Raw genomic sequence first — 18,329 nt, forward strand, 5'->3', positions numbered from 1 at the left:
AGCGATCGTATTTAAATTATGACAATCTCTCTGCTCCAAGAGTGCTAATTTACAATTAAAGATGGTTTGGTGCGTAATGTAGAAACTAAGGTTAAATCTCAAAACTAATACACAAAACTGTACTACTCTTGCGTAACTAAGTCAGTGAGTAGTTAATATGAAAATTGTTCAAGAGGTTTCTTTGATCAGTGTTGGTAGTTTTGAAGAATCAAATGATTGGTCTATCATTAGGAATGAAATTCGGGAAGCTATTTCCCTAATCGTTAATCCTCCTGGGACATTCAGCTTTACAATTAATCCAGCAAAACATGGTAATGGTGTTAAACCAATTAAAGAAGCTTGCATGATTGCATTGAGAGAAAGATTTGGATGGAGCTTGGAAACTCCAATTAATTATGCAACCAAATCCCCAGGAAAGGTGGATGCAACAAAAATCATTGATAATTATCGTTTTGCTCTGGAGTGGGAAACAGGCAATATTTCCTCAAGTCATCGAGCAATTAATAAAATGATTCTGGGGTTGTTACGCGGTGTTTTTTTAGGTGCAGCTTTGGTACTTCCAAGTAGAAAACTTTACCCTTATCTAACTGATCGCATTGGCAATTATGAAGAGCTAGAACCTTACTTTGATGTTTGGCGAGCCGTTAAGATTGAAGAAGGTTTTTTGGCAATCTTCGTAATTGAACACGATCAAATAGACAGCAGCGTGCCAAAAATTACTAAAGGTACAGATGGACGTGCATTAGTCTAAAAGCTATGTAGAAAAGGGAATTGGCAGTTGTGATGCAGTAGTTTTATTTGGCTTCGGTTTTTTGCTTCCCCTTGCCGATTCCCATTGTTCTAGAACCCCATTAGCTAAATCGGTTAGTCTTTCTACTGCTGGATTTGTATCACCAATTTCTGAACCAATCCAGTAACGATGTAGCCTTTCTGCTGCATAGAATGTAGTACCAGAACCCCCAAATGGATCAAACACAATTTGACCTGGATTCGATGCCATTGCGATGATTCTTTCTAGCATAATCGGTGCAAGTTCGTTTGGCACTCGTTTTTTGTGCCGACGATGCCGAACTGGTGGGATATCAGTCCACATTTCTTCTGTTAATGTCCATAAAACTTCAGAGGAATTAGCTTCGGCTGTATCGTCCCAAACATCTTCTGGTGTGTCCCAGACATCCATTAAATTAATACCCTTTTCATTAAGCTTTTTTCGATGTCCACCATAATCACGAATTTCTCCGCCACAATGCCGACAAACCTGGATAGGAGTATAAACCTTATTGAATACTGTCGGCTCTCCTTTTGTGTAATAAATTAGACCATAGTGTGCAGGAGACATCTTTTTTCCTCTAGGAAATGCCTTCGGCATTCTGCAAGCAATCCAATGACGAAACCACATCCCTTGACGATTCAGATAAGCCCCATACTCTATACACCATTTAGGTAGATTAAATATAAACAAACTTCCACCAGGTTTAAGTACTCGAACACACTCACCTATCCATTGTTGTGACCATTCTAAATACTTATCTACCTCCATGCGATCGCTTACACCTTCACCATATTCTTTACCAAGATTAAAAGGTGGATCGGCAAATATCAGATCTATAGATTCATCAGGTAAGACTGAAAGCAGTTTCAGACAGTCTCCTAGATAGAGTATGCCATGCTTACTCATGTAAACCTGTTGCAGCCCTTGTTGACTTGCAACCTCAGGTGTAATTACTTGAAACGGAAGCATTTATTTAGTCTTGAGTAATTAGTATAGCTTGAGTCTAAAAACTCTATTGTCAATTGTCAATAGAGTTTTGTTGAGCAGTTGTACTGCGTGGCTGATAAGGTTTTCCCACAGGTTGATTTTTGTATCTCTCAACCTCAACAGTTTCTATGTAATAGTAATTTCCTAGTTTACGAGCTACAATCTGACCATTCTTAATTAAGTCATGAACTCGCTGACGGGTAACATCAAGTAATTTGGCAGTTTGAGCTACTGATAGTAGTTCGGGGTTATCATTTGAACTGGAATCTGTCATACGATAGGTTTGCATTGCTCATTGCCCTCAAATGCTACCAAAATCTCTTCTGGTAAAGGAGCAGTAAAGTCTTCCGGTACTATGAACAGTCCTCGATCCTGCCCTAAACTATCGCTTCGGTTTGATGCGGCGCGGAACGGAACTAACTTTGCGATCGCAATACCTTGGTTAGAAATAATGATTTTTTCTCCTAATTCTACGCGTGACAACATCTCTGTAAAATTTGTTTGAGCTTGATCAATATTTACAGTTTCCATAAAATTAAAAAACTCAGCCGTTAAATTCAATGTAAACAACCTCATTGTTCTATTTTACGAATTTCGACATCAGCTATGATGTCAAGTTGACAAGCTAATCTTACATTGGGATGGTTCGGTACTAAGGTATTCAACATTTCCTGTTCATCAGGTAGGGGAGGCGAAATTTCACCAATCACCTCAACTAAACAAGTTCCGCAAATACCAGTGCGACAACCAAACAATACAGGTGAATTTTGAATTGTCAGATACTCAGATAAATTTTGATGAGGTTGCAGATTTATGGGGGGATAGTTAGTTCCCGGAAAGGATATTTTACAAAGTTCAGGCATAATTAATCAATTAATGCACAGGGATAAAACTTAAAATCTTTACCATTAAATAGCTTGCGATCGCACAATTTAAATTTGCAATTAAATAAGCAGGATTAGGCATACAATTCGCACATTGTATACCCAATCGATTTTATTTACCTGGCTGGCTTTTTGCGTCAAACATCAACATTTATCTGTTCTATCTGTCTAGCAGCTTTCTCCCACAGCTTTGCTGAATGTTCGTCTTGCCAATGAGTTCTCAAATTTTCTGCTTTTTTGTGGCATAAGCGCTCTAACATTTCTAAAATAGCAGATAATGTCAATTTATCAAGTAATGTTTCTAGAATCTCCATATATTCTTTGTGCATGATATGTACCTCTTGGATGTCCACTGATATATTCTGACAAAAGCTATGTAGATAACTTTTGTTTTATCAAATATATAGATTAAGATTTATTTCAATTTCGATAATTTTGAAACCTTTGAAAAGCACTTTTTTGAGTTGCTAGATATCGAGCCAGGGAATTAGCTCCCATAATTGACATTTCTCGATTTTGCTGCCAAAGATAATCGAGCTTTTCGACATAGACTTTATAAGATGCCATCGCTTCTTGATGGGTGGAAAAACTGCGATGCAAGCCTTCCGATTCTTCGGTAAAACAGCGACGAATCATTTCTTTAGCATCATTATCACTCATAGAAAAAATTGGCGATCGCAACAATTTATAAATCTTGTCATACAGCGCTGGGTCGTACCAGAAAATTCCGTTAATCGCTGCTGAAAAGTGAAAGTGATCGCGCTGACATCCAATCAATCCTAAATTAGCAACTAGGCTCTCAAATGCCGTTGGTGGAGGCAGGCAGGTAACGACATCGTGAGATATAATTGTCGAACTATTAAAATGAAAGCTCTCATCTAGAAAGTGGTAGTAAGAGATTTTCGCAGGAATAGGTGCAGTTTCAGAATAAGGATGTTTTTGATAATAATTGCTGAGTTTATGCTGTACTAATTTGCCATTTAGTGTCCGCACTCCTCGGACTGTAAAATACTGACAAGCTAAAAAGGTATTATTTGCAGAAATCAAACCGAAGTATTGCAGTTGAATTTTTTTCCACCAAGTTTTGAGAGCGTTTGTGTCAGCATAAACTATCGTTTCGGTAAACGGGCCGCGCATGGGGTAAGTAAATATCAATTCTCCAAATAATGCTTGCTCAACCTGTTTAGCAATTGTCCGAAAAGCATTGATATGCGCTCTTTCTTGAGAGGATTCTAAATCTAAGGTATCACAAATTAAGCGGAAATCTTCATGAGCATAAAGTCCGGCTGCGCTAGTTTGATTAAAATATATTGTGGCAATTTCAGCAGAAACTATTTGCGAATAGTATGCTACCCAGTAAAGGTGATTTAAAATGACACGTTGATGTGGGCTAGATTGTTCCCATAAAGCTGTACCGTAGAGTAGGGAAAATTCTTCAGGATTCCAATATTCTTTTTGGCAATCTTCATAGCGAAAATTAGCTGTTGCTTCATCCATTAAAGCAGTATGATCTTGCTGTTTGTTGCGAGTGTGGTTAATTTGTAATTTACGATAGGTGGTTGGATTTTCTGATAGTTTTTGAATAGTATTTTGCATATCAAAGTTTTTACGTTGTGATGAGAAGTATTAATTAGGCTCACGCAAAGAAGAGTAAGAGGGTTAATAAACGCATTGATGAGGGGGGAGTGGTGAAAATGCGCCGCGTTCCTCTAAAGCTTGTACAATGGCTTCTGCGGATGCACCACCCATGAGCGATCGCAGTATCTCTAATCTGGTTCCACTGTGGGTTTTGGTATCGAGTTCTTCGAGGATTTGGATTTTTTGCGATCGCGAAAGATGTCCTTTTACCTGCTCAATGGCTGATAGAACGCTTTGCGGCCCTACTTGTACCATAGATAGAAAGCTAGCTAAAATCTCGATTGCGGCTGCTTTACTTGTTGCTGAAACAGGATTGCGGTTAAATAGCATTGTTCCTGTACCATGATGGCGAGATTCGGCTTGGAGAAAACTGAAGAAAAGTTCCGCGAGGATAGGATGATGACACTCTTTAGACAAGCGGCGGTAATGGCTTAATCCCCATCCTTCTAAAACTACTTGCAGCACAAATAACAATACTGTTTTGTCTGCACTTTCAACTACTTCTGCTAGTAACTTTAGAAATGGATCGTTGCTATTAGTAGATGCAATTTCTGGTAAAAAATTAATGATTTGGCTGAGGTGAGTAGCTTCATCAGCGCTAAACAGTGCATAAAGCATTCTTTCTTCCACTGTTTCTGCTAACAATACCATTTTTGCCATGTAACCAACGCCAGCTTTCTCGATAAAATAAGATTCTGCTAATAGGCTGCGATTGGTAAACTGAAGTATGGCAGATTGTTCATCTAAACTCGCTTGTTGAAAAATTTGGACTTGATGTAAATTAAAAAATTTTGCATCCCAATAATTTAATTGTGGTTGTGAAGTCTTATCGTTTTGATTAGGTAATGCGGCTGTTAATATTCGCCGCAGTTTATCATCATAATTTATATGCGGTAAATCTATTCCGGCAATTTTATAGGACAAATCAATGTTGTTCATGTTCAAATAAAGATGCAGATGAAATAGGAGAATCAACAGTTTCCCAAGTTTTCCAGGTTAAAGCTTTTTGCTGATTAACGTGCTGAATAAATTGCAGAATAGATTGATCTGCTTTAATAGGTATTTTTAAATCAAATTGAATTGTTTGAAAGACTTGAGTATCGCCTTTAGCAAAGTAATTACCAACCTGTTGCGTTAACCACAGTAATACACGATTTACACTCCATCCTAAAAACCCATTGCGTTTGCGAGTTACTAAAATTGTTTGCCCTTCTGTTTTGCCATCTTCTAACATTCGCAACGCAAAGATGATATAGAAGTGTAAAAAATCTGGGCCTAGCGTTACAGTTCCAGTGTTGCCATACCAATAGCACATACTATATGTAACTTCATTGCGATATAGAGGACGAATCAGGCGAATTAACCAGGAATCATCGCCTCCTCTTGTAATGTTGCTGAAGGTAATAGCATTAGAGTTGAGGTTTTGGGAATCAAAGACAATTTCTAAAGGTAAATTATGTACTGTATTGAAATGGTGAGCATCAATTGCATTAATTAATAACACATTGGGATGGCAATTTTTGACAAACCGAGTCCCTAATATATAGTCAAATTCTACGTTTTCTAGTTCCGGTACAAAAGGTAATTTACTTGGCTTATCTTCTCCTACCCAAACCCAAATCATGCCATATTTTTCTGCCGTTGACCAAGTTTTAATACATACAGGTAAGGGTTTTCCCAATGAAGGAACCTCTACACAAATTCCGCGCTCATCATATTTCCAGTTATGAAAAAAGCAGCGAATTCCTTCACCTTCTACTTTACCTTCTGCTAAATGTGCGCCCATGTGTGGACAATAAGCATCTACTGCTATTACTTGTCCGCTAGCTCCGCGATAAATTGCGAGATTTCTACCTAATAATTTTACAGCTTTTACTTTGCCAATCTTTAATTTTTTGGATGGTAATGCCCAATACCATCCCTCAACAAATAGTTTTGGATTATTAAAAATAGAGGTTGTGCTAGTAGAATGCATATATTTTATAGTCTTTTATTACAAATATCTAATTATTTTAAAATAGGAAATATATATGACTCATGTTTGATTTTTAAATCTCAGGTAGGATGCGTTAGCGATAGCGTAACGCATCAATGCCAAAGCAGAGATTTTTTCATAAATAAAATCGGATTTCTATATAATTTAAATTAATTTATTGGTGGTGCGTTACGGCGAAGCCTAACGCACCCTACGATTGAACTATCTACACTCAATGATTTGGTGTTGATCAGCAGTTAATTTCAATCATTTAATTCCAACAACTCTGGAGATTTTAAATTAGCCGCTACAGGTTGAGAATGTTGAGGAGTAATAGAGTAAATAGCATCTGTTGTTGTTTCAAAGCAATTAGATAATCCAATTGTTTGTAACAATCCCGAACGTTCTAATAACTGTTGAACCTGTGGCTGTAAACCTGTGAGAATTAAACGACAATTATGCCTTTCCAAATCATGATAAATATCCTCTAAAGCCACCAAGCCTGTTGTGTCCATATTCGGTACAAACCGCAACCTCAAAATTAAATACTTCACTTCTGGTTGCTCTCTCAGGAAAGTAACAAACCTTTCCGCAGCACCAAAAAATACAGGGCCATCTACACGATAAACCGCAATTTCTTTGCTTAATTCTAAAGGAATCCCGGGAGGAAATACTTCGGTTTCTGGGATTTTCGCCAAGCTTAAATCGCTCATGCGCTTGATAAATAATGCGCCAGCTGCAATTAATCCCACTTCTACAGCCAGAACCAAATCAAATAATATTGTGACTAGCCAGGTGAGAATCATCACCGCAAAGTCGGAGTAGGTAGCACGTAGTAGTAAGCCAATAGCTTCCCATTCAATCATCCGCAGACTAACTACCATCAAAATCCCTGCCAAGGCTGCTAAAGGAATCTGTGCTGCGAGGGGTGCTAAAGTTAACACAATCAGCGCTAAAGCAACGCCGTGAATTACGCCAGATAACCGGGTTTTACCACCAGAACGGACATTAACCGCAGTCCGCGCGATCGCACCTGTGGCGGGAATGCCACCGAAAAATGGAATAATGATATTGGCTAAACCTTGACCAATTAATTCGCGATCGCTGTTGTGTTTTTCGCTCACAGTCATCCCATCAGCCACGACTGCTGACAGCAAGGATTCAATACTACCCAGTGCTGCTAAAGCCAAAGCTGGATTAATCAGTTCCCGAATTAAGCCAAAATCATTCCAGTGAGGAATACCTTGTAGCATTGGTAAAGCTTGCGGGATGGCTCCAATAGTGGGAACATCGAGATGCAAATAAGATGCGATCGCAGTTGCTAACACCAACCCCATCAACGAACCGGGTATTGTAGTATTAATCTTGGGCCATAGAATATTAGTTGCAATTACCAGGATTGCTAATAAAACTGCTGCCCAATTTAACGCTTCTACATGAGTTAGAGTTTGCCAAAGTCCCGGCAAAAAATGTTCTTGACGCGGTAGTTGTAAGCCAAAGAAATTATTTAATTGACCACAAAAAATAATAACGGCAATCCCATTAGTAAAACCAGCCGTTACCGGATAGGGAATAAATTTAACTAATTGTCCAAGTTTAGCGACTCCTAAAGCAATCTGGATGATTCCAGCCATTACCCCAGCAATCCAAACTTTCTCTAGTCCGTACTTGGCGACAATTCCCACCAAAATTACAGCCATTGCACCTGTAGGGCCTGTAATTTGTACTGGTGAACCGCCAAAAATTGCTGCGACAATTCCTGCCACAATAGCAGTGTACAGTCCCGCCTTTGGTTCTACGCCACTAGCCACCGCAAAAGCTAATGCTAAAGGTAAGGCTACCACAGCAGCCGTCAGTCCTCCCGCCAAATCGCCCCGCAGGTTAGTAAACAAGCGATTGACACCAAAAAACTGCGGTGCTTCTACAGTCTTAGCTATTACTATCTCTTCACTTTTAACTTTCATACACTAGTTGATAGACGCATAGGTTTTAAATCAGAACCGAATCTTGCACAAATTCTAACAGCGATTCTGAATGCCACATTCTTTGTCCAGCACGTGTAAGATTGTCATAACTGATTTCAGTTAAACACACCAATTCATCCCCTTGGCGATAATCTGGGTTTTTTTGTTCAAAAAACTGGATATGGGGGTTATTCTGTCTTCCTGTAGGAATTTCAATTAAATTCTCGCGCAGAATCTGCGGATTTTGGAAGCGAACAATACCACTGGCTTGTTGATAGGAATCACCATAATATTGCTGTCCCAAACTCGCTATCAGGTTGGTGATATGGGTAGGTGTAATGGTATTGTGGCGGGGGTAAAACTCTTGCCAAAAAGTTGGGAGAAAGCGGTAAGTACGAAAGCCAGAACAAATTAGCAGCCAGTATAACTTATTTTCTACATAGTGTTGGCGCAGAAAATTCACAGCATTAATCCAAGAACGCGGTAGCGTTGTACTCGACCAAGCACTAGGATCAACAATCGTATCGCCGGAATAAATTACACTAATTCGCTCTCCTGCAAAAGTAGTCTGGCTCAACATGAGAGTTGAAAAGCCTTTCAGGGTGTGGGTGATGTCGTCCCGCAACAACAACACCCAGTTTTTGCGCTCTAAATCAGCCTGAAAGTTATCCCAGGTTACACCTTTAAAATGATTATCTAGCAGCGCATACATAGCAATGCGATCGCTTGGGTGCAAATTTTGAACAGGAACCAGCGAACTCTTCATTATCGGTAATTACTTAAAAATAATTAGATACAAGTTATCAATTAACACTTTAACGAGTCGGTCGCTAAAGTTACATACTAATGTGACAGATTTTCAAATGGTTATTGAGTAGATTATGAATTATGAATTAAAATCAGAAGTATAAGTAATATGTGTTAAATGTATATCTTCGATATAATTTGTCACTAAAAACATTATTAAAGCCTTTTATAGAACACCATAAAAGATGGTGCGTTATCCTATGGCATAACACACCCTACGATTTAAATTTATTAGCTTAATTTTGAATCTTAACTTTTGAACTTACCTCAGATTTTGACCATCGAGAAGGTTTTAGTTGGTTTACATACTCCATATATTGAGCCAATGGCTGATCGATACTCAAGAGCAATTTAGGATTAAAGCGAATATTCTCGTAAATCTTGCCGTCTTCATCTCTGAGCATATAGTAAGCCAAGCGAGTACAAAATAGCAAAAATTTACTCAGCAGATATCCCACAATTCCTTTACGTTTTGCAGTTACATAAATAGGTTGAATGCGCGTTCTTCCTGGTGCAATTGGAGTGTAAGCATATATCATGTGCAATGGCGGAAACAGCCGCACATTTTTCATCATTGTTAATAAACCAATGCAACCATTAGCATAGCGCATCGAATATTCATAGGTAGAACCTAGAAATCTTTGTCCTAACTTTTCTCTCCAGGTTGTTTGAGGAAATTGCCCCCGCATTGTAAAGTCAATTTGTGTACCTAATTCGCTGCGATGTAGCGACAAATTCATTTTGATATCTAAATGATGAATTGTTTTTAAATGTTGAGCATCAATCCCATTCATCATACAAATATGGTGATGGCAACTTCTTTCAAATGCAGTATCAGGTTGTGCAACAATTTCTTTACCTTTCAATTCATCAAAATCAGCCACACCTTCTGGAGCTACAGCATCAGGATAAACCCAGATAAAACCATACTTTTCTTCTGTTGCATAAGCCTCTACTTTCGCTTGATTCGGAATCGCTGATTGACAGGGAATATTTTGACAAATTCCTGTTTCATCAAATGCCCAATGATGGAAAGCACAGCGAATCCAATTACCATCAACCTTTCCAATTCCTAAATCTGTACCCAAATGTGGACAGTAAGCATCTAAAGCTCTTACTATTCCATCTTCACCACGAAATATGGTAATTCTTTGACCACAAATTTCTACAGATTTGGCTTGTTTTTGGGCTAATTCTTTACTAGTGCAGGCAATATACCAACCCTTAGCAACTATATTCCAATTATTAAATATTTGCATAATTATTTATATTTTTACTTCATACTTCATCTTTAGAATACTGATAATTATTCAATATTTCTTGTTTTTGGCGAATATCATCTTGATATTTACCCATGATTACCCTAAATAGCATTTTACCTAAACAGTAAGAAGCTCGCCAAGAAAACACAGCATCTTGTAAATCTATATGGCTACGCTCAAATAAGAAATGTCCAGTTAACCCAATTAGCTGAGTTAATGGTAAGCCTAAGAGTAACCATAAGTTTTGCAGCTTCCAAGCAGAAAACAGTAATCCGTAGAAAAAGAATATACCTACAATATGGAAAGCTATATTAATAGGATGCTGATGTTTGAGAACAAAAACATCCCAATAATCAGTAAAAGGATGATCCTGAATTTGATTATTAATTCGATTTCTCAACTTGGCTTCCTATATTGCGACAAGGTCAAACAATTTTGGATTTTGGATTGACTCCATAGATAAATCTAGAGGCTTGAGGATTCTATAGCATTTTGAAATTAATTTTATTTGCGTTCAAAAAAATCGACAATTTTCTGCCTGAACTTTGGGAATTATAAAGCAGAAAACCTTAATAATCCCAAATTATGCAAATCTGTCAAAATCTTCATTGCTCAAATCCCTTTAACCCTGATAGTAACAAGTTTTGCATGAGTTGCGGACACAGCAACTTTGGTAAGCTACTGGGAAACCGCTACCGCGTCTTAAAACTATTAGGTGAAGGCGGGTTTGGCAAGACTTACGCCGCAGAAGACACAGGTAGATTTGATGATGCTTGTGTGATCAAACAATTCTTTCCTCAAGTATCGGGAACCGCCGCATTAACTAAAGCAGCAGAATTATTTAAACAAGAAGCAAAACGTCTGTTTGAATTGGGAGAAAATCATCCTCAAATTCCTAGGTTATTGGCTTATTTTGAACAAGGCTCAAGCTTATATTTAGTACAAGAATTTGTTCAAGGACAGACTTTATTGGCAGAACTACACCAACAAGCCTTTAGCGAAGAACAAATTCAGCAACTTTTAGTTGATTTATTACCAGTTCTGCAATTTATCCACGATCGCAACGTCATTCATCGAGATATTAAACCAGAAAATATCATGCGTCGTCAAAAAGATGGCAAACTCGTGTTAATTGACTTTGGTGGTGCAAAACAAGTCACCCAAACGAGTTTAGCCAGACAAGCTACAGGAATTTATACTATCGGTTATGCGCCAAGTGAGCAAATGGCAGGATTTGCTTCTCCAGCCAGTGATTTATATGCCTTAGGTGCAACTTGTGCGCGTTTGTTAACTCAATCCTTGGCTACACAAGATGCAAATGGTAACCTCTGCGATCGCCTTTATGATCCTTATAATGCTCAATGGTTATGGCGGGAAAGATTGCAGGAAAAAGATATAACGATAAGTGATGAGTTAGGACAAATTATCGACAAGTTACTCAAACACGTGGCTAGGGAAAGATATCAATCGGCAGCAGAAGTTTTACAAGATTTGAATTTTAACAAGGCTAAAGTTGCGCCGTCTTTATCTCCTCAGAGTCCTAAAGTGATTAAAGTAATCCCAAAATTTAAATCTTCACTTTTTCAAAGTAGCCAAGTAAGTAATACTTTACCTCTAAAAACATTTGAATTTGATGTAATAACAGTAGATACAAGAGGTAAAGAAATTAGCCGTAACCGTAGTAGTGCACAATTCTTTGAAGAGGAATTAGGGAGCGGTATAACTCTAGAAATGGTATCTATTCCTGGCGGTAAATTTATGATGGGTTCATCACTAAAAGAAGGACATGAACGTGAAAAACCGCAGCATCCAGTTAAAGTTTCTGGCTTTTTCATAGGTAAATATGAAGTTACCCAAGCCCAATATAAGGCAATAATGGGTAGTAATCCATCTAAATTTAAAGGTGATACACGACCAGTAGAAAAGGTTATTTGGAATGAAGCAATAGAATTTTGTGAAAAATTAAGCCATAAGACAGGACGTACCTATCGACTACCCAGTGAAGCAGAATGGGAATATGCTTGTCGTGCTGGAACTACTACACCTTTTTATTTTGGCGAAACCATTACTAGTAATTTAGTCAACTATGACGGAAATTATGTATATGCTTCTGAGCTACAAAGTAACTATCGTAAGCAAACAACACCAGTAGGTAGTTTTCTACCTAATGCTTTCGGTTTATATGATATGCACGGTAATGCTTGGGAATGGTGTGAAGATTATTATCATGAAAATTACCAAGGCGCGCCTATGAATGGTAGTGCTTGGTTAACTGCTGGAGATGGTATTTATCGACTACTGCGTGGTGGTTCTTGGTACAATGTGCCTAGTTATTGTCGCAGTGCGAATCGCATTTGTGCTGGAGTAGATAATCGTAATCTATACATTAGTTTTCGTGTCGTATTTAGCAAGTAAGCAATTCATCTTTAATATTATTTTCATAGGATTAAAAATTGAAAATTTCTGAGTTACAATTTTAATAAATTGGTGTTTCAATTAGTAGTAGTAAATGTAGGGTGTGTTGTCGCGCAGCGCAACGCACCGAGACAATATCAACGACTCCAGGTGCGTTAGCCTACGGCATAACACACCCTACTTTAAATTTAAATTTGTTTATATACATTGAAATTTTCTCGTCAATTTACTTAATTAATCAAGTCATTTTACTATATGTTTATAAGATACTTGACTCTTCATCTGGTCAATTACAACAAAACGAATATCCCGCTTTTCTGCAATTAACTTCATACCTGGCTGTTGCAAATTTAAGAAATCTAATCCTATCTCTTTACCACTGATTAAAAACTCAGTAGTAGCAACTTTATAAGTTCTTTTAACGTCAAGTGGTTGACCATTAATTAACCAACTTCCTGAATTGGTTTCTTGAGTAACTTTGGCTGTTTGCAAATAGCCACCAGTACCTTTATTAAGTTGTCCTTGATCCAATACCCTTTTTAACAGCGCACCATTTATCTCTATCGCCACAACTTTACCGCCGAAAGGTAGTATGCGAATCACATCATATTGAGTAATTGGGCCTGGTGGAATCACATCATCAATCCGAATTGAACCACCATTAAATACGGCTAAATCGGCATCAGGTAATTCTTTCAACATCGCCGCCGCAATTAAATCTGTTAACTGAGTGGATTTATTGCGAACGCTAGATTCTAAACCATCTAAAGCAAATGGCAGTTTCGCGATTTGTTGATCTGGATTAAAACCGTTGGCGCGGAATGCTTGATAACCTTTTTCTAGCCATTCTCTAACTACCTTTGCTGTTTTTGGTTCGTCGGCAATTTTTTCGGTAATTGGTACTAGCCGGGAGTTAACTGCCAGACTTTTTTTAACAGTATCGTAAGTCAATTGATGAATATAAACTGTACGAGCATTAGCATCAGCTTTAAAAATCGGTGTCAAATCTCGACCCCGCCATGCCTGGATATTTTCATGCTCATGACCACCTAGAATGATATCAATTTCTGGTACAGCTTCCGCTAATTGGATATCGCTGCTATAAGGCAAATGGGTAATGGCAACTATAATATCCGCTTTTCCTTTCAGTTCCTTCACTTGCTGTTTAGCTGTGGCAATGGGATCTGTATAACTAACGTACTTAGCCGGATTACTATTGAGGGTAAGACCAATTAAACCTACCCTGACTACAGCACCGCGATCGCCTTTCACATTCAAGACGATGGAACGAGGTACACTTTTGAAAGGCTGTCCTTTGCTATCTGATACATTACTCGATACCCAGCGAAAGCGAGATTCTTGCAATCTTTGATAGAACAGGTTTTCTGGTAAATCAAATTCATGATTACCAAAAGTCGCATAGTCAAAGCCAACAGCATTCATCACCGCTACCATTTGCTGACCGGCTAGGGGTACACCATTAATTTTGGCTGTTCCTAAAGCCGAAGGGCTAAATGCATCTCCTGCCAACACCGTGTATGTACGAGGGTTGGCTTTGTAAAGTTGTTGACGTAGTGTCGCCACACGCGCCAACCCGCCACGAGTTCCCCCTTCTACTGGTGTGATTTCATAGATGTCATTTAGTTGCAGCAGGTTAATATCTACAATTTCCGCAGATGCTGGAGTAGCTAAAGCTACCGTCGCCAATAGCTGTAAAACAATGCTGCATCCCTTCGGGATTAGTTTCATATTTGGCTGGTAATCACTTTGAATCTACGGAATTGATTTTACATGAGTTGGGGAGACGCGATGAATCGCGTCTGTACAAGAATCCCCAATCCCTAACTCCCAATAGCTGTTTGTCCCTGGGTACCGTAGCGATTGACTGCGGAAATGGCGACGCTATCAATCTTAGCTGGGGAGTTAACACTATTGAATAAGTAAGAAGTTTGCGCTCCGGGAAGGATGGTTGTATTCCACTGATTGCCAGTTTTGGTTTGCATTACCCACAACCAAGCTTTTTCTGGTGCTGGAGATTGCCAAGTAAGTTTATTGATTTTACCTGTAGTTGTATCTCGCTCAACGTTGAGTATCGGTTGAGCAGGTTGCGTCTTGTCTAACCAAGGAGAAGCAGGAATCAGCGCAGGAGTGGAGTAAGCTTCTTTTTCCAGTAGATTGGAGATGCGATCGCGGTTTTGCATAATCGGCTTCATACTATAGTGAATGTTGCCTGTTGAGCCTGCAGAATTACGCGTTGACTTAATTTGAGAGATAATTTCATTGGCTGGCCAAGCAGCAGAACTGCGATCGCCTACCCGACTGGTATAATTACCCGGCCAGATATGTCTTCCTTGTTGGTTCTGCTGAATCCACCAATTGAGCAAAACCGGATAACTTTGTTGAACTTTGTCAATTCTCCAATATAACTGCGGCGAAAAGTAATCTAACCAGCCATTAATTAGCCATTGACGGGAATCAGCATATAACTGGTTGTAAGCATCGAAAGACCCACCGCCATTAAGACTCTTGGTCTGAGCAGGATAGCCTGGCCGCCAAATACCGAAAGGACTAATACCAAACTTGACCCAGGGTTTTTCCTGTTTAATTGCTTGATAGAGATGCTGCACTAATGTATTGATGTTTTCCCGTCTCCAGTCATCACGGCTGAGTTTCCCTCCAGTTTTCTGGTATTTCTGCCAACTGGATGCGTCGGGAAAATCTATTGTACCTCTAGCATTCTGTTCTGGATAAGGATAAAAATAATCGTCAAGATGGACTCCGTCTATGTCGTAGCGCTTGACGACATCCATCACCACATTGACAGTATAGTCTTGAACTTCTGGTTCACCGGGATCTAGCCAAAGATATCTACCATACTTCTTCACCCACTCGGGATGCGCTTTACTAACATGGTTAGCCGCTACTGCTGATTTTGATTGACCGTGACGGGCGCGGTAGGGATTAAACCAAGCGTGTAATTCTATGCCGCGCTTGTGTGCTTCATCAACTGCAAAAGCTAGGGGGTCGTAATTTGGGAATGGTGCTTTACCCATTTCTCCGGTCAAAAATTCCGACCAAGGTTCATAAGCAGAAGCATACAAAGCATCAGCAGCCGGGCGCACCTGCAAAATCACTGCATTCAATTTTAAAGACGCAGCGCGATCGAGCATAGCAATTAGTTCTGCTTGCTGCTGTGATGATGTTAATCCTGGTCTGGAAGGCCAATCAATATTAGCGACAGTCGCAATCCATGCACCCCGAAACTCTCGTGTTGGTTGAGGAGGGAGAGCCTGAGATTGTATTGGGGGAAAGGTTTCTGCGGAATAGACTGCGGGTGTAACTGTCAGTAGTAATGTAGTAATAAAAATTGCTATTAAATAGCAGTAACGTAGTTTTTTACGGAATAACAAGCGAAACATTTTGATCATTGGGAGTTGGTGAGGAGAAGCAAGTCGGGAGGATGAGGTAGATGAGGAAGCAGGGGTGCAGAGGAAGCAGAGGAAGCAGAGGAAGCAGAGGAAGCAGGTGAGAAATTTCCATTACCCAGTCCCCAATCCCCAATCCCCAGTCCCCCATTCCCCATGACGACCTTATTTTATGAACCATTCGTTTGACAAGTAGCAGGCAGATCTTGTTCCCTGAAACTATTGCTGTGCCTGAAAAACTGATAAATTCTGTTTATAGAATGGAATAATAAAGGGTTAACAATATCCATTTCTTTCTTACCCCTGGAGAGCGCTAGCCAGCAATCGGTAATTATATTTCATGAATCTGATTTATTTTCTTTTACGTTCTTCATGGGGACTTGTTGCGATCGCGATCGTTACTGGATTCCTGAGTGGTGGTAGTAGTGCGGGATTAATTGCCCTCATTAGTTCTGCTGCTAATCCCGGTACCTCGTCACCCCTCACAGTTATAGCTTGGGGCTTTGTTGGTTTAGCCATAGTTGCATTAGTTACCAGTATCATTTCTCAGGTGATGTTAGTTCGCCTCTCACAAAATGCCATCTTGCAATTACGGATGGGTTTAAGCCGTCAAATACTGGGTTCGGAGTTAAGCCATTTAGAACATTTAGGTAATCCTCGACTATTAGCAACTCTCACAGAGGATGTACAAGCTGTAGCGAATGCGGTGTATATCATTCCTTTCCTCTGCATTGATATCTCAATGGTTTTGGGTTGCCTGGTGTATATTACTTGGCTATCTTGGGTTGTACTGTTCTCTGTTATTGTTTTGATGCTGGTAGGTGTAGGCAGTTGTCAATGGTTGTTGAATAAGGGCGAGAAATTGCTGGCGTTAGCACGTGAGGATCAAGATGTTTTATTTAAGCATTTAGGCACCATTACGGGAGGAGTTAAGGAACTTAAACTTAATTATCAACGCCGGCAAATATTTTTAACCAAAAACCTCCAAACAACAGCCGATAACTTCCGCAATCACAATGTCCAAGGGCTTACCCTATTTGCTACCACTACAAGCTGGGGAAAGCTGCTATTCTTTTTTGCGATCGGTTTTTTACTGTTTGCATTACCTAAATTACTAACTATTAGTCCACAAACTCTCTCTGGCTTCATCTTGACCTTTACTTATTTGATGTTGCCAATGGACAATATTATCAACAATCTACCGCAAATCAGCAAAGCTAATGTCGCTTTGCAAAAGATAGAATCTCTCGGTTTATCTTTAGCGAGTCGTGCGGAAGTATCGACAACAGTACCCCCCAAGTTTAAATCTACTTGGCAGACTCTACAACTGAAGGGAATTAGCCATACATATTACACCGATCAAGAAGATAGTAGCTTTATTCTTGGCCCTATTGATTTAAAATTGTCTCCGCAAGAATTGGTATTTATTGTAGGAGGTAATGGTAGCGGTAAATCGACTCTAGCAAAGCTAATTACTGGACTCTACATCCCCGAAAAAGGAGAGATTTTATTAGATGGCGAGCCAATTAACGAACAAAATAGAGAATGGTACCGCCAGCATTTTTCTGTAGTGTTTTCTGATTTCTATTTATTTGATGAACTTTTAGGCATAGAAAATCCTGATTTAGATATTCAAGCTACAAAATACTTGCAGCAACTGCAACTTGACCATAAAGTAAAAGTAGAAAATGGCAAACTTTCTACCACTTCTCTGTCTCAAGGACAGCGTAAAAGGTTAGCTTTACTCACAGCTTTATTAGAAGATAGACCAATTTATCTATTTGATGAATGGGCAGCAGACCAAGACCCATTATTCAAAGAAATATTTTACACTCAGCTATTAGCAGAATTGCGAGCTAAAGGTAAAACGGTGATTGCAATTAGCCACGACGATCGCTATTTCCATTTAGCGGATCGGGTCATCAAGTTAGACTACGGTAAAATTGAGTATGACCATGAATATGGCAAATAATTACTTGCTGGCATTTTGTTATATAAATAGTATTTGATTGATGAAATACACAGGTGCGTTAGCCAAAGGCTAACGCACCCTACAAATGAATATCACGTACTTTAGCGAGATTTAGAACCCCGACTGTTTCAAAAAGTCGGGGTTCTGGGCAACAACGTTTACTTGAGTAAGTGCTACTCCACTATATAAATACTAAAGGTTATGGGCAATTTTACTCGCAAGAATCCT

The 18,329-nt window shown here is 39.2% G+C and carries 17 protein-coding genes; 3 read left to right on the forward strand and 14 right to left on the reverse strand.

Translation table 11 applies throughout. The annotated features are described in order from the left end of the window. Window positions 1-157 precede the first annotated feature (157 nt). On the forward strand, window positions 158-751 hold the full coding sequence (locus AACU25_RS14715) for a PDDEXK family nuclease (RefSeq protein ID WP_096576791.1): 594 nt from the start codon (window positions 158-160) through the stop codon (window positions 749-751). A gap of 3 nt (window positions 752-754) precedes the next feature. On the opposite strand, the gene AACU25_RS14720 is transcribed toward AACU25_RS14715, so the two are convergent. The 12 genes from AACU25_RS14720 to AACU25_RS14775 form a co-directional block, all read right to left on the reverse strand. Continuing rightward, window positions 755-1,741: a DNA-methyltransferase gene (locus AACU25_RS14720; protein WP_096576793.1), complete on the reverse strand. Its 987-nt coding sequence runs from the start codon at window positions 1,739-1,741 to the stop codon at window positions 755-757. Between the two features lie 49 nt (window positions 1,742-1,790). Further along, on the reverse strand, window positions 1,791-2,033 hold the full coding sequence (locus AACU25_RS14725; RefSeq protein WP_096576795.1) for a helix-turn-helix domain-containing protein: 243 nt from the start codon (window positions 2,031-2,033) through the stop codon (window positions 1,791-1,793). Continuing rightward, window positions 2,030-2,290 (reverse strand): type II toxin-antitoxin system Phd/YefM family antitoxin, encoded by a 261-nt coding sequence (locus tag AACU25_RS14730; protein WP_096583766.1) that lies wholly within the window; start codon window positions 2,288-2,290, stop codon window positions 2,030-2,032. The genes AACU25_RS14725 and AACU25_RS14730 overlap by 4 nt, the downstream gene beginning before the upstream one ends. Window positions 2,291-2,331: 41 nt before the next feature. Then, window positions 2,332-2,622, reverse strand: a complete 291-nt coding sequence (locus AACU25_RS14735; RefSeq protein WP_190445821.1) for a 2Fe-2S iron-sulfur cluster-binding protein — start codon at window positions 2,620-2,622, stop codon at window positions 2,332-2,334. Window positions 2,623-2,780: 158 nt separating this feature from the next. Then, the gene (locus AACU25_RS14740) at window positions 2,781-2,972 is read right to left on the reverse strand and encodes a hypothetical protein (RefSeq protein ID WP_045867390.1); all 192 of its coding nucleotides are present in this window, start codon (window positions 2,970-2,972) and stop codon (window positions 2,781-2,783) included. Between the two features lie 91 nt (window positions 2,973-3,063). Next, complete coding sequence (locus AACU25_RS14745) at window positions 3,064-4,239, reverse strand: P-aminobenzoate N-oxygenase AurF (RefSeq protein WP_096576799.1); 1,176 nt, start codon at window positions 4,237-4,239, stop codon at window positions 3,064-3,066. Window positions 4,240-4,302: 63 nt separating this feature from the next. Then, window positions 4,303-5,205: a ferritin-like domain-containing protein gene (locus tag AACU25_RS14750; protein ID WP_321206749.1), complete on the reverse strand. Its 903-nt coding sequence runs from the start codon at window positions 5,203-5,205 to the stop codon at window positions 4,303-4,305. Between the two features lies 1 nt (window position 5,206). Further along, the gene (locus tag AACU25_RS14755; RefSeq protein ID WP_096576803.1) at window positions 5,207-6,256 is read right to left on the reverse strand and encodes an aromatic ring-hydroxylating dioxygenase subunit alpha; all 1,050 of its coding nucleotides are present in this window, start codon (window positions 6,254-6,256) and stop codon (window positions 5,207-5,209) included. Between the two features lie 263 nt (window positions 6,257-6,519). After that, a complete protein-coding gene (locus AACU25_RS14760; protein ID WP_321206748.1) occupies window positions 6,520-8,220 on the reverse strand; it encodes a SulP family inorganic anion transporter in 1,701 nt (566 codons plus the stop codon). A 25-nt stretch (window positions 8,221-8,245) separates the two neighbouring features. Then, the gene (locus AACU25_RS14765) at window positions 8,246-8,986 is read right to left on the reverse strand and encodes a hypothetical protein (RefSeq protein WP_096576805.1); all 741 of its coding nucleotides are present in this window, start codon (window positions 8,984-8,986) and stop codon (window positions 8,246-8,248) included. Window positions 8,987-9,263: 277 nt separating this feature from the next. Next, window positions 9,264-10,286: an aromatic ring-hydroxylating oxygenase subunit alpha gene (locus tag AACU25_RS14770; RefSeq protein WP_096576807.1), complete on the reverse strand. Its 1,023-nt coding sequence runs from the start codon at window positions 10,284-10,286 to the stop codon at window positions 9,264-9,266. A 19-nt stretch (window positions 10,287-10,305) separates the two neighbouring features. Beyond that, window positions 10,306-10,689, reverse strand: a complete 384-nt coding sequence (locus tag AACU25_RS14775) for an Mpo1-like protein (RefSeq protein ID WP_096576809.1) — start codon at window positions 10,687-10,689, stop codon at window positions 10,306-10,308. A 185-nt stretch (window positions 10,690-10,874) separates the two neighbouring features. Here AACU25_RS14775 and AACU25_RS14780 point away from each other — a divergent pair, with 185 nt between their 5' ends. Beyond that, complete coding sequence (locus AACU25_RS14780; protein ID WP_096576811.1) at window positions 10,875-12,704, forward strand: bifunctional serine/threonine-protein kinase/formylglycine-generating enzyme family protein; 1,830 nt, start codon at window positions 10,875-10,877, stop codon at window positions 12,702-12,704. A 243-nt stretch (window positions 12,705-12,947) separates the two neighbouring features. Here AACU25_RS14780 and AACU25_RS14785 read toward each other — a convergent pair whose 3' ends face one another. Both AACU25_RS14785 and AACU25_RS14790 read right to left on the reverse strand, forming a co-directional pair. Beyond that, complete coding sequence (locus AACU25_RS14785) at window positions 12,948-14,453, reverse strand: bifunctional metallophosphatase/5'-nucleotidase (RefSeq protein ID WP_096576813.1); 1,506 nt, start codon at window positions 14,451-14,453, stop codon at window positions 12,948-12,950. A gap of 92 nt (window positions 14,454-14,545) precedes the next feature. Next, complete coding sequence (locus tag AACU25_RS14790) at window positions 14,546-16,132, reverse strand: glycoside hydrolase family 10-like protein (protein WP_339382028.1); 1,587 nt, start codon at window positions 16,130-16,132, stop codon at window positions 14,546-14,548. Between the two features lie 337 nt (window positions 16,133-16,469). Here AACU25_RS14790 and AACU25_RS14795 point away from each other — a divergent pair, with 337 nt between their 5' ends. After that, window positions 16,470-18,101, forward strand: a complete 1,632-nt coding sequence (locus tag AACU25_RS14795) for a cyclic peptide export ABC transporter (protein ID WP_096576815.1) — start codon at window positions 16,470-16,472, stop codon at window positions 18,099-18,101. The last annotated feature ends 228 nt before the right edge of the window (window positions 18,102-18,329 follow it).

The sequence above is a fragment of the Tolypothrix tenuis PCC 7101 genome, assembly GCF_963874875.1.
Classification (GTDB): Bacteria; Cyanobacteriota; Cyanobacteriia; order Cyanobacteriales; family Nostocaceae; genus Aulosira; species Aulosira tenue.

Bases quoted from the DNA above. Each gene is read 5' to 3' on its own strand.
- AACU25_RS14715 (WP_096576791.1), top strand. From the start codon at position 158: ATGAAAATTGTTCAAGAGGTTTCTTTGATCAGTGTTGGTAGTTTTGAA.
- AACU25_RS14770 (WP_096576807.1), bottom strand. From the start codon at position 10,286: ATGCAAATATTTAATAATTGGAATATAGTTGCTAAGGGTTGGTATATT.
- AACU25_RS14785 (WP_096576813.1), bottom strand. From the start codon at position 14,453: ATGAAACTAATCCCGAAGGGATGCAGCATTGTTTTACAGCTATTGGCG.
- AACU25_RS14745 (WP_096576799.1), bottom strand. From the start codon at position 4,239: ATGCAAAATACTATTCAAAAACTATCAGAAAATCCAACCACCTATCGT.
- AACU25_RS14735 (WP_190445821.1), bottom strand. From the start codon at position 2,622: ATGCCTGAACTTTGTAAAATATCCTTTCCGGGAACTAACTATCCCCCC.
- AACU25_RS14730 (WP_096583766.1), bottom strand. From the start codon at position 2,290: ATGGAAACTGTAAATATTGATCAAGCTCAAACAAATTTTACAGAGATG.
- AACU25_RS14760 (WP_321206748.1), bottom strand. From the start codon at position 8,220: ATGAAAGTTAAAAGTGAAGAGATAGTAATAGCTAAGACTGTAGAAGCA.
- AACU25_RS14790 (WP_339382028.1), bottom strand. From the start codon at position 16,132: ATGATCAAAATGTTTCGCTTGTTATTCCGTAAAAAACTACGTTACTGC.
- AACU25_RS14755 (WP_096576803.1), bottom strand. From the start codon at position 6,256: ATGCATTCTACTAGCACAACCTCTATTTTTAATAATCCAAAACTATTT.
- AACU25_RS14720 (WP_096576793.1), bottom strand. From the start codon at position 1,741: ATGCTTCCGTTTCAAGTAATTACACCTGAGGTTGCAAGTCAACAAGGG.
- AACU25_RS14765 (WP_096576805.1), bottom strand. From the start codon at position 8,986: ATGAAGAGTTCGCTGGTTCCTGTTCAAAATTTGCACCCAAGCGATCGC.
- AACU25_RS14740 (WP_045867390.1), bottom strand. From the start codon at position 2,972: ATGCACAAAGAATATATGGAGATTCTAGAAACATTACTTGATAAATTG.
- AACU25_RS14795 (WP_096576815.1), top strand. From the start codon at position 16,470: ATGAATCTGATTTATTTTCTTTTACGTTCTTCATGGGGACTTGTTGCG.
- AACU25_RS14780 (WP_096576811.1), top strand. From the start codon at position 10,875: ATGCAAATCTGTCAAAATCTTCATTGCTCAAATCCCTTTAACCCTGAT.
- AACU25_RS14725 (WP_096576795.1), bottom strand. From the start codon at position 2,033: ATGACAGATTCCAGTTCAAATGATAACCCCGAACTACTATCAGTAGCT.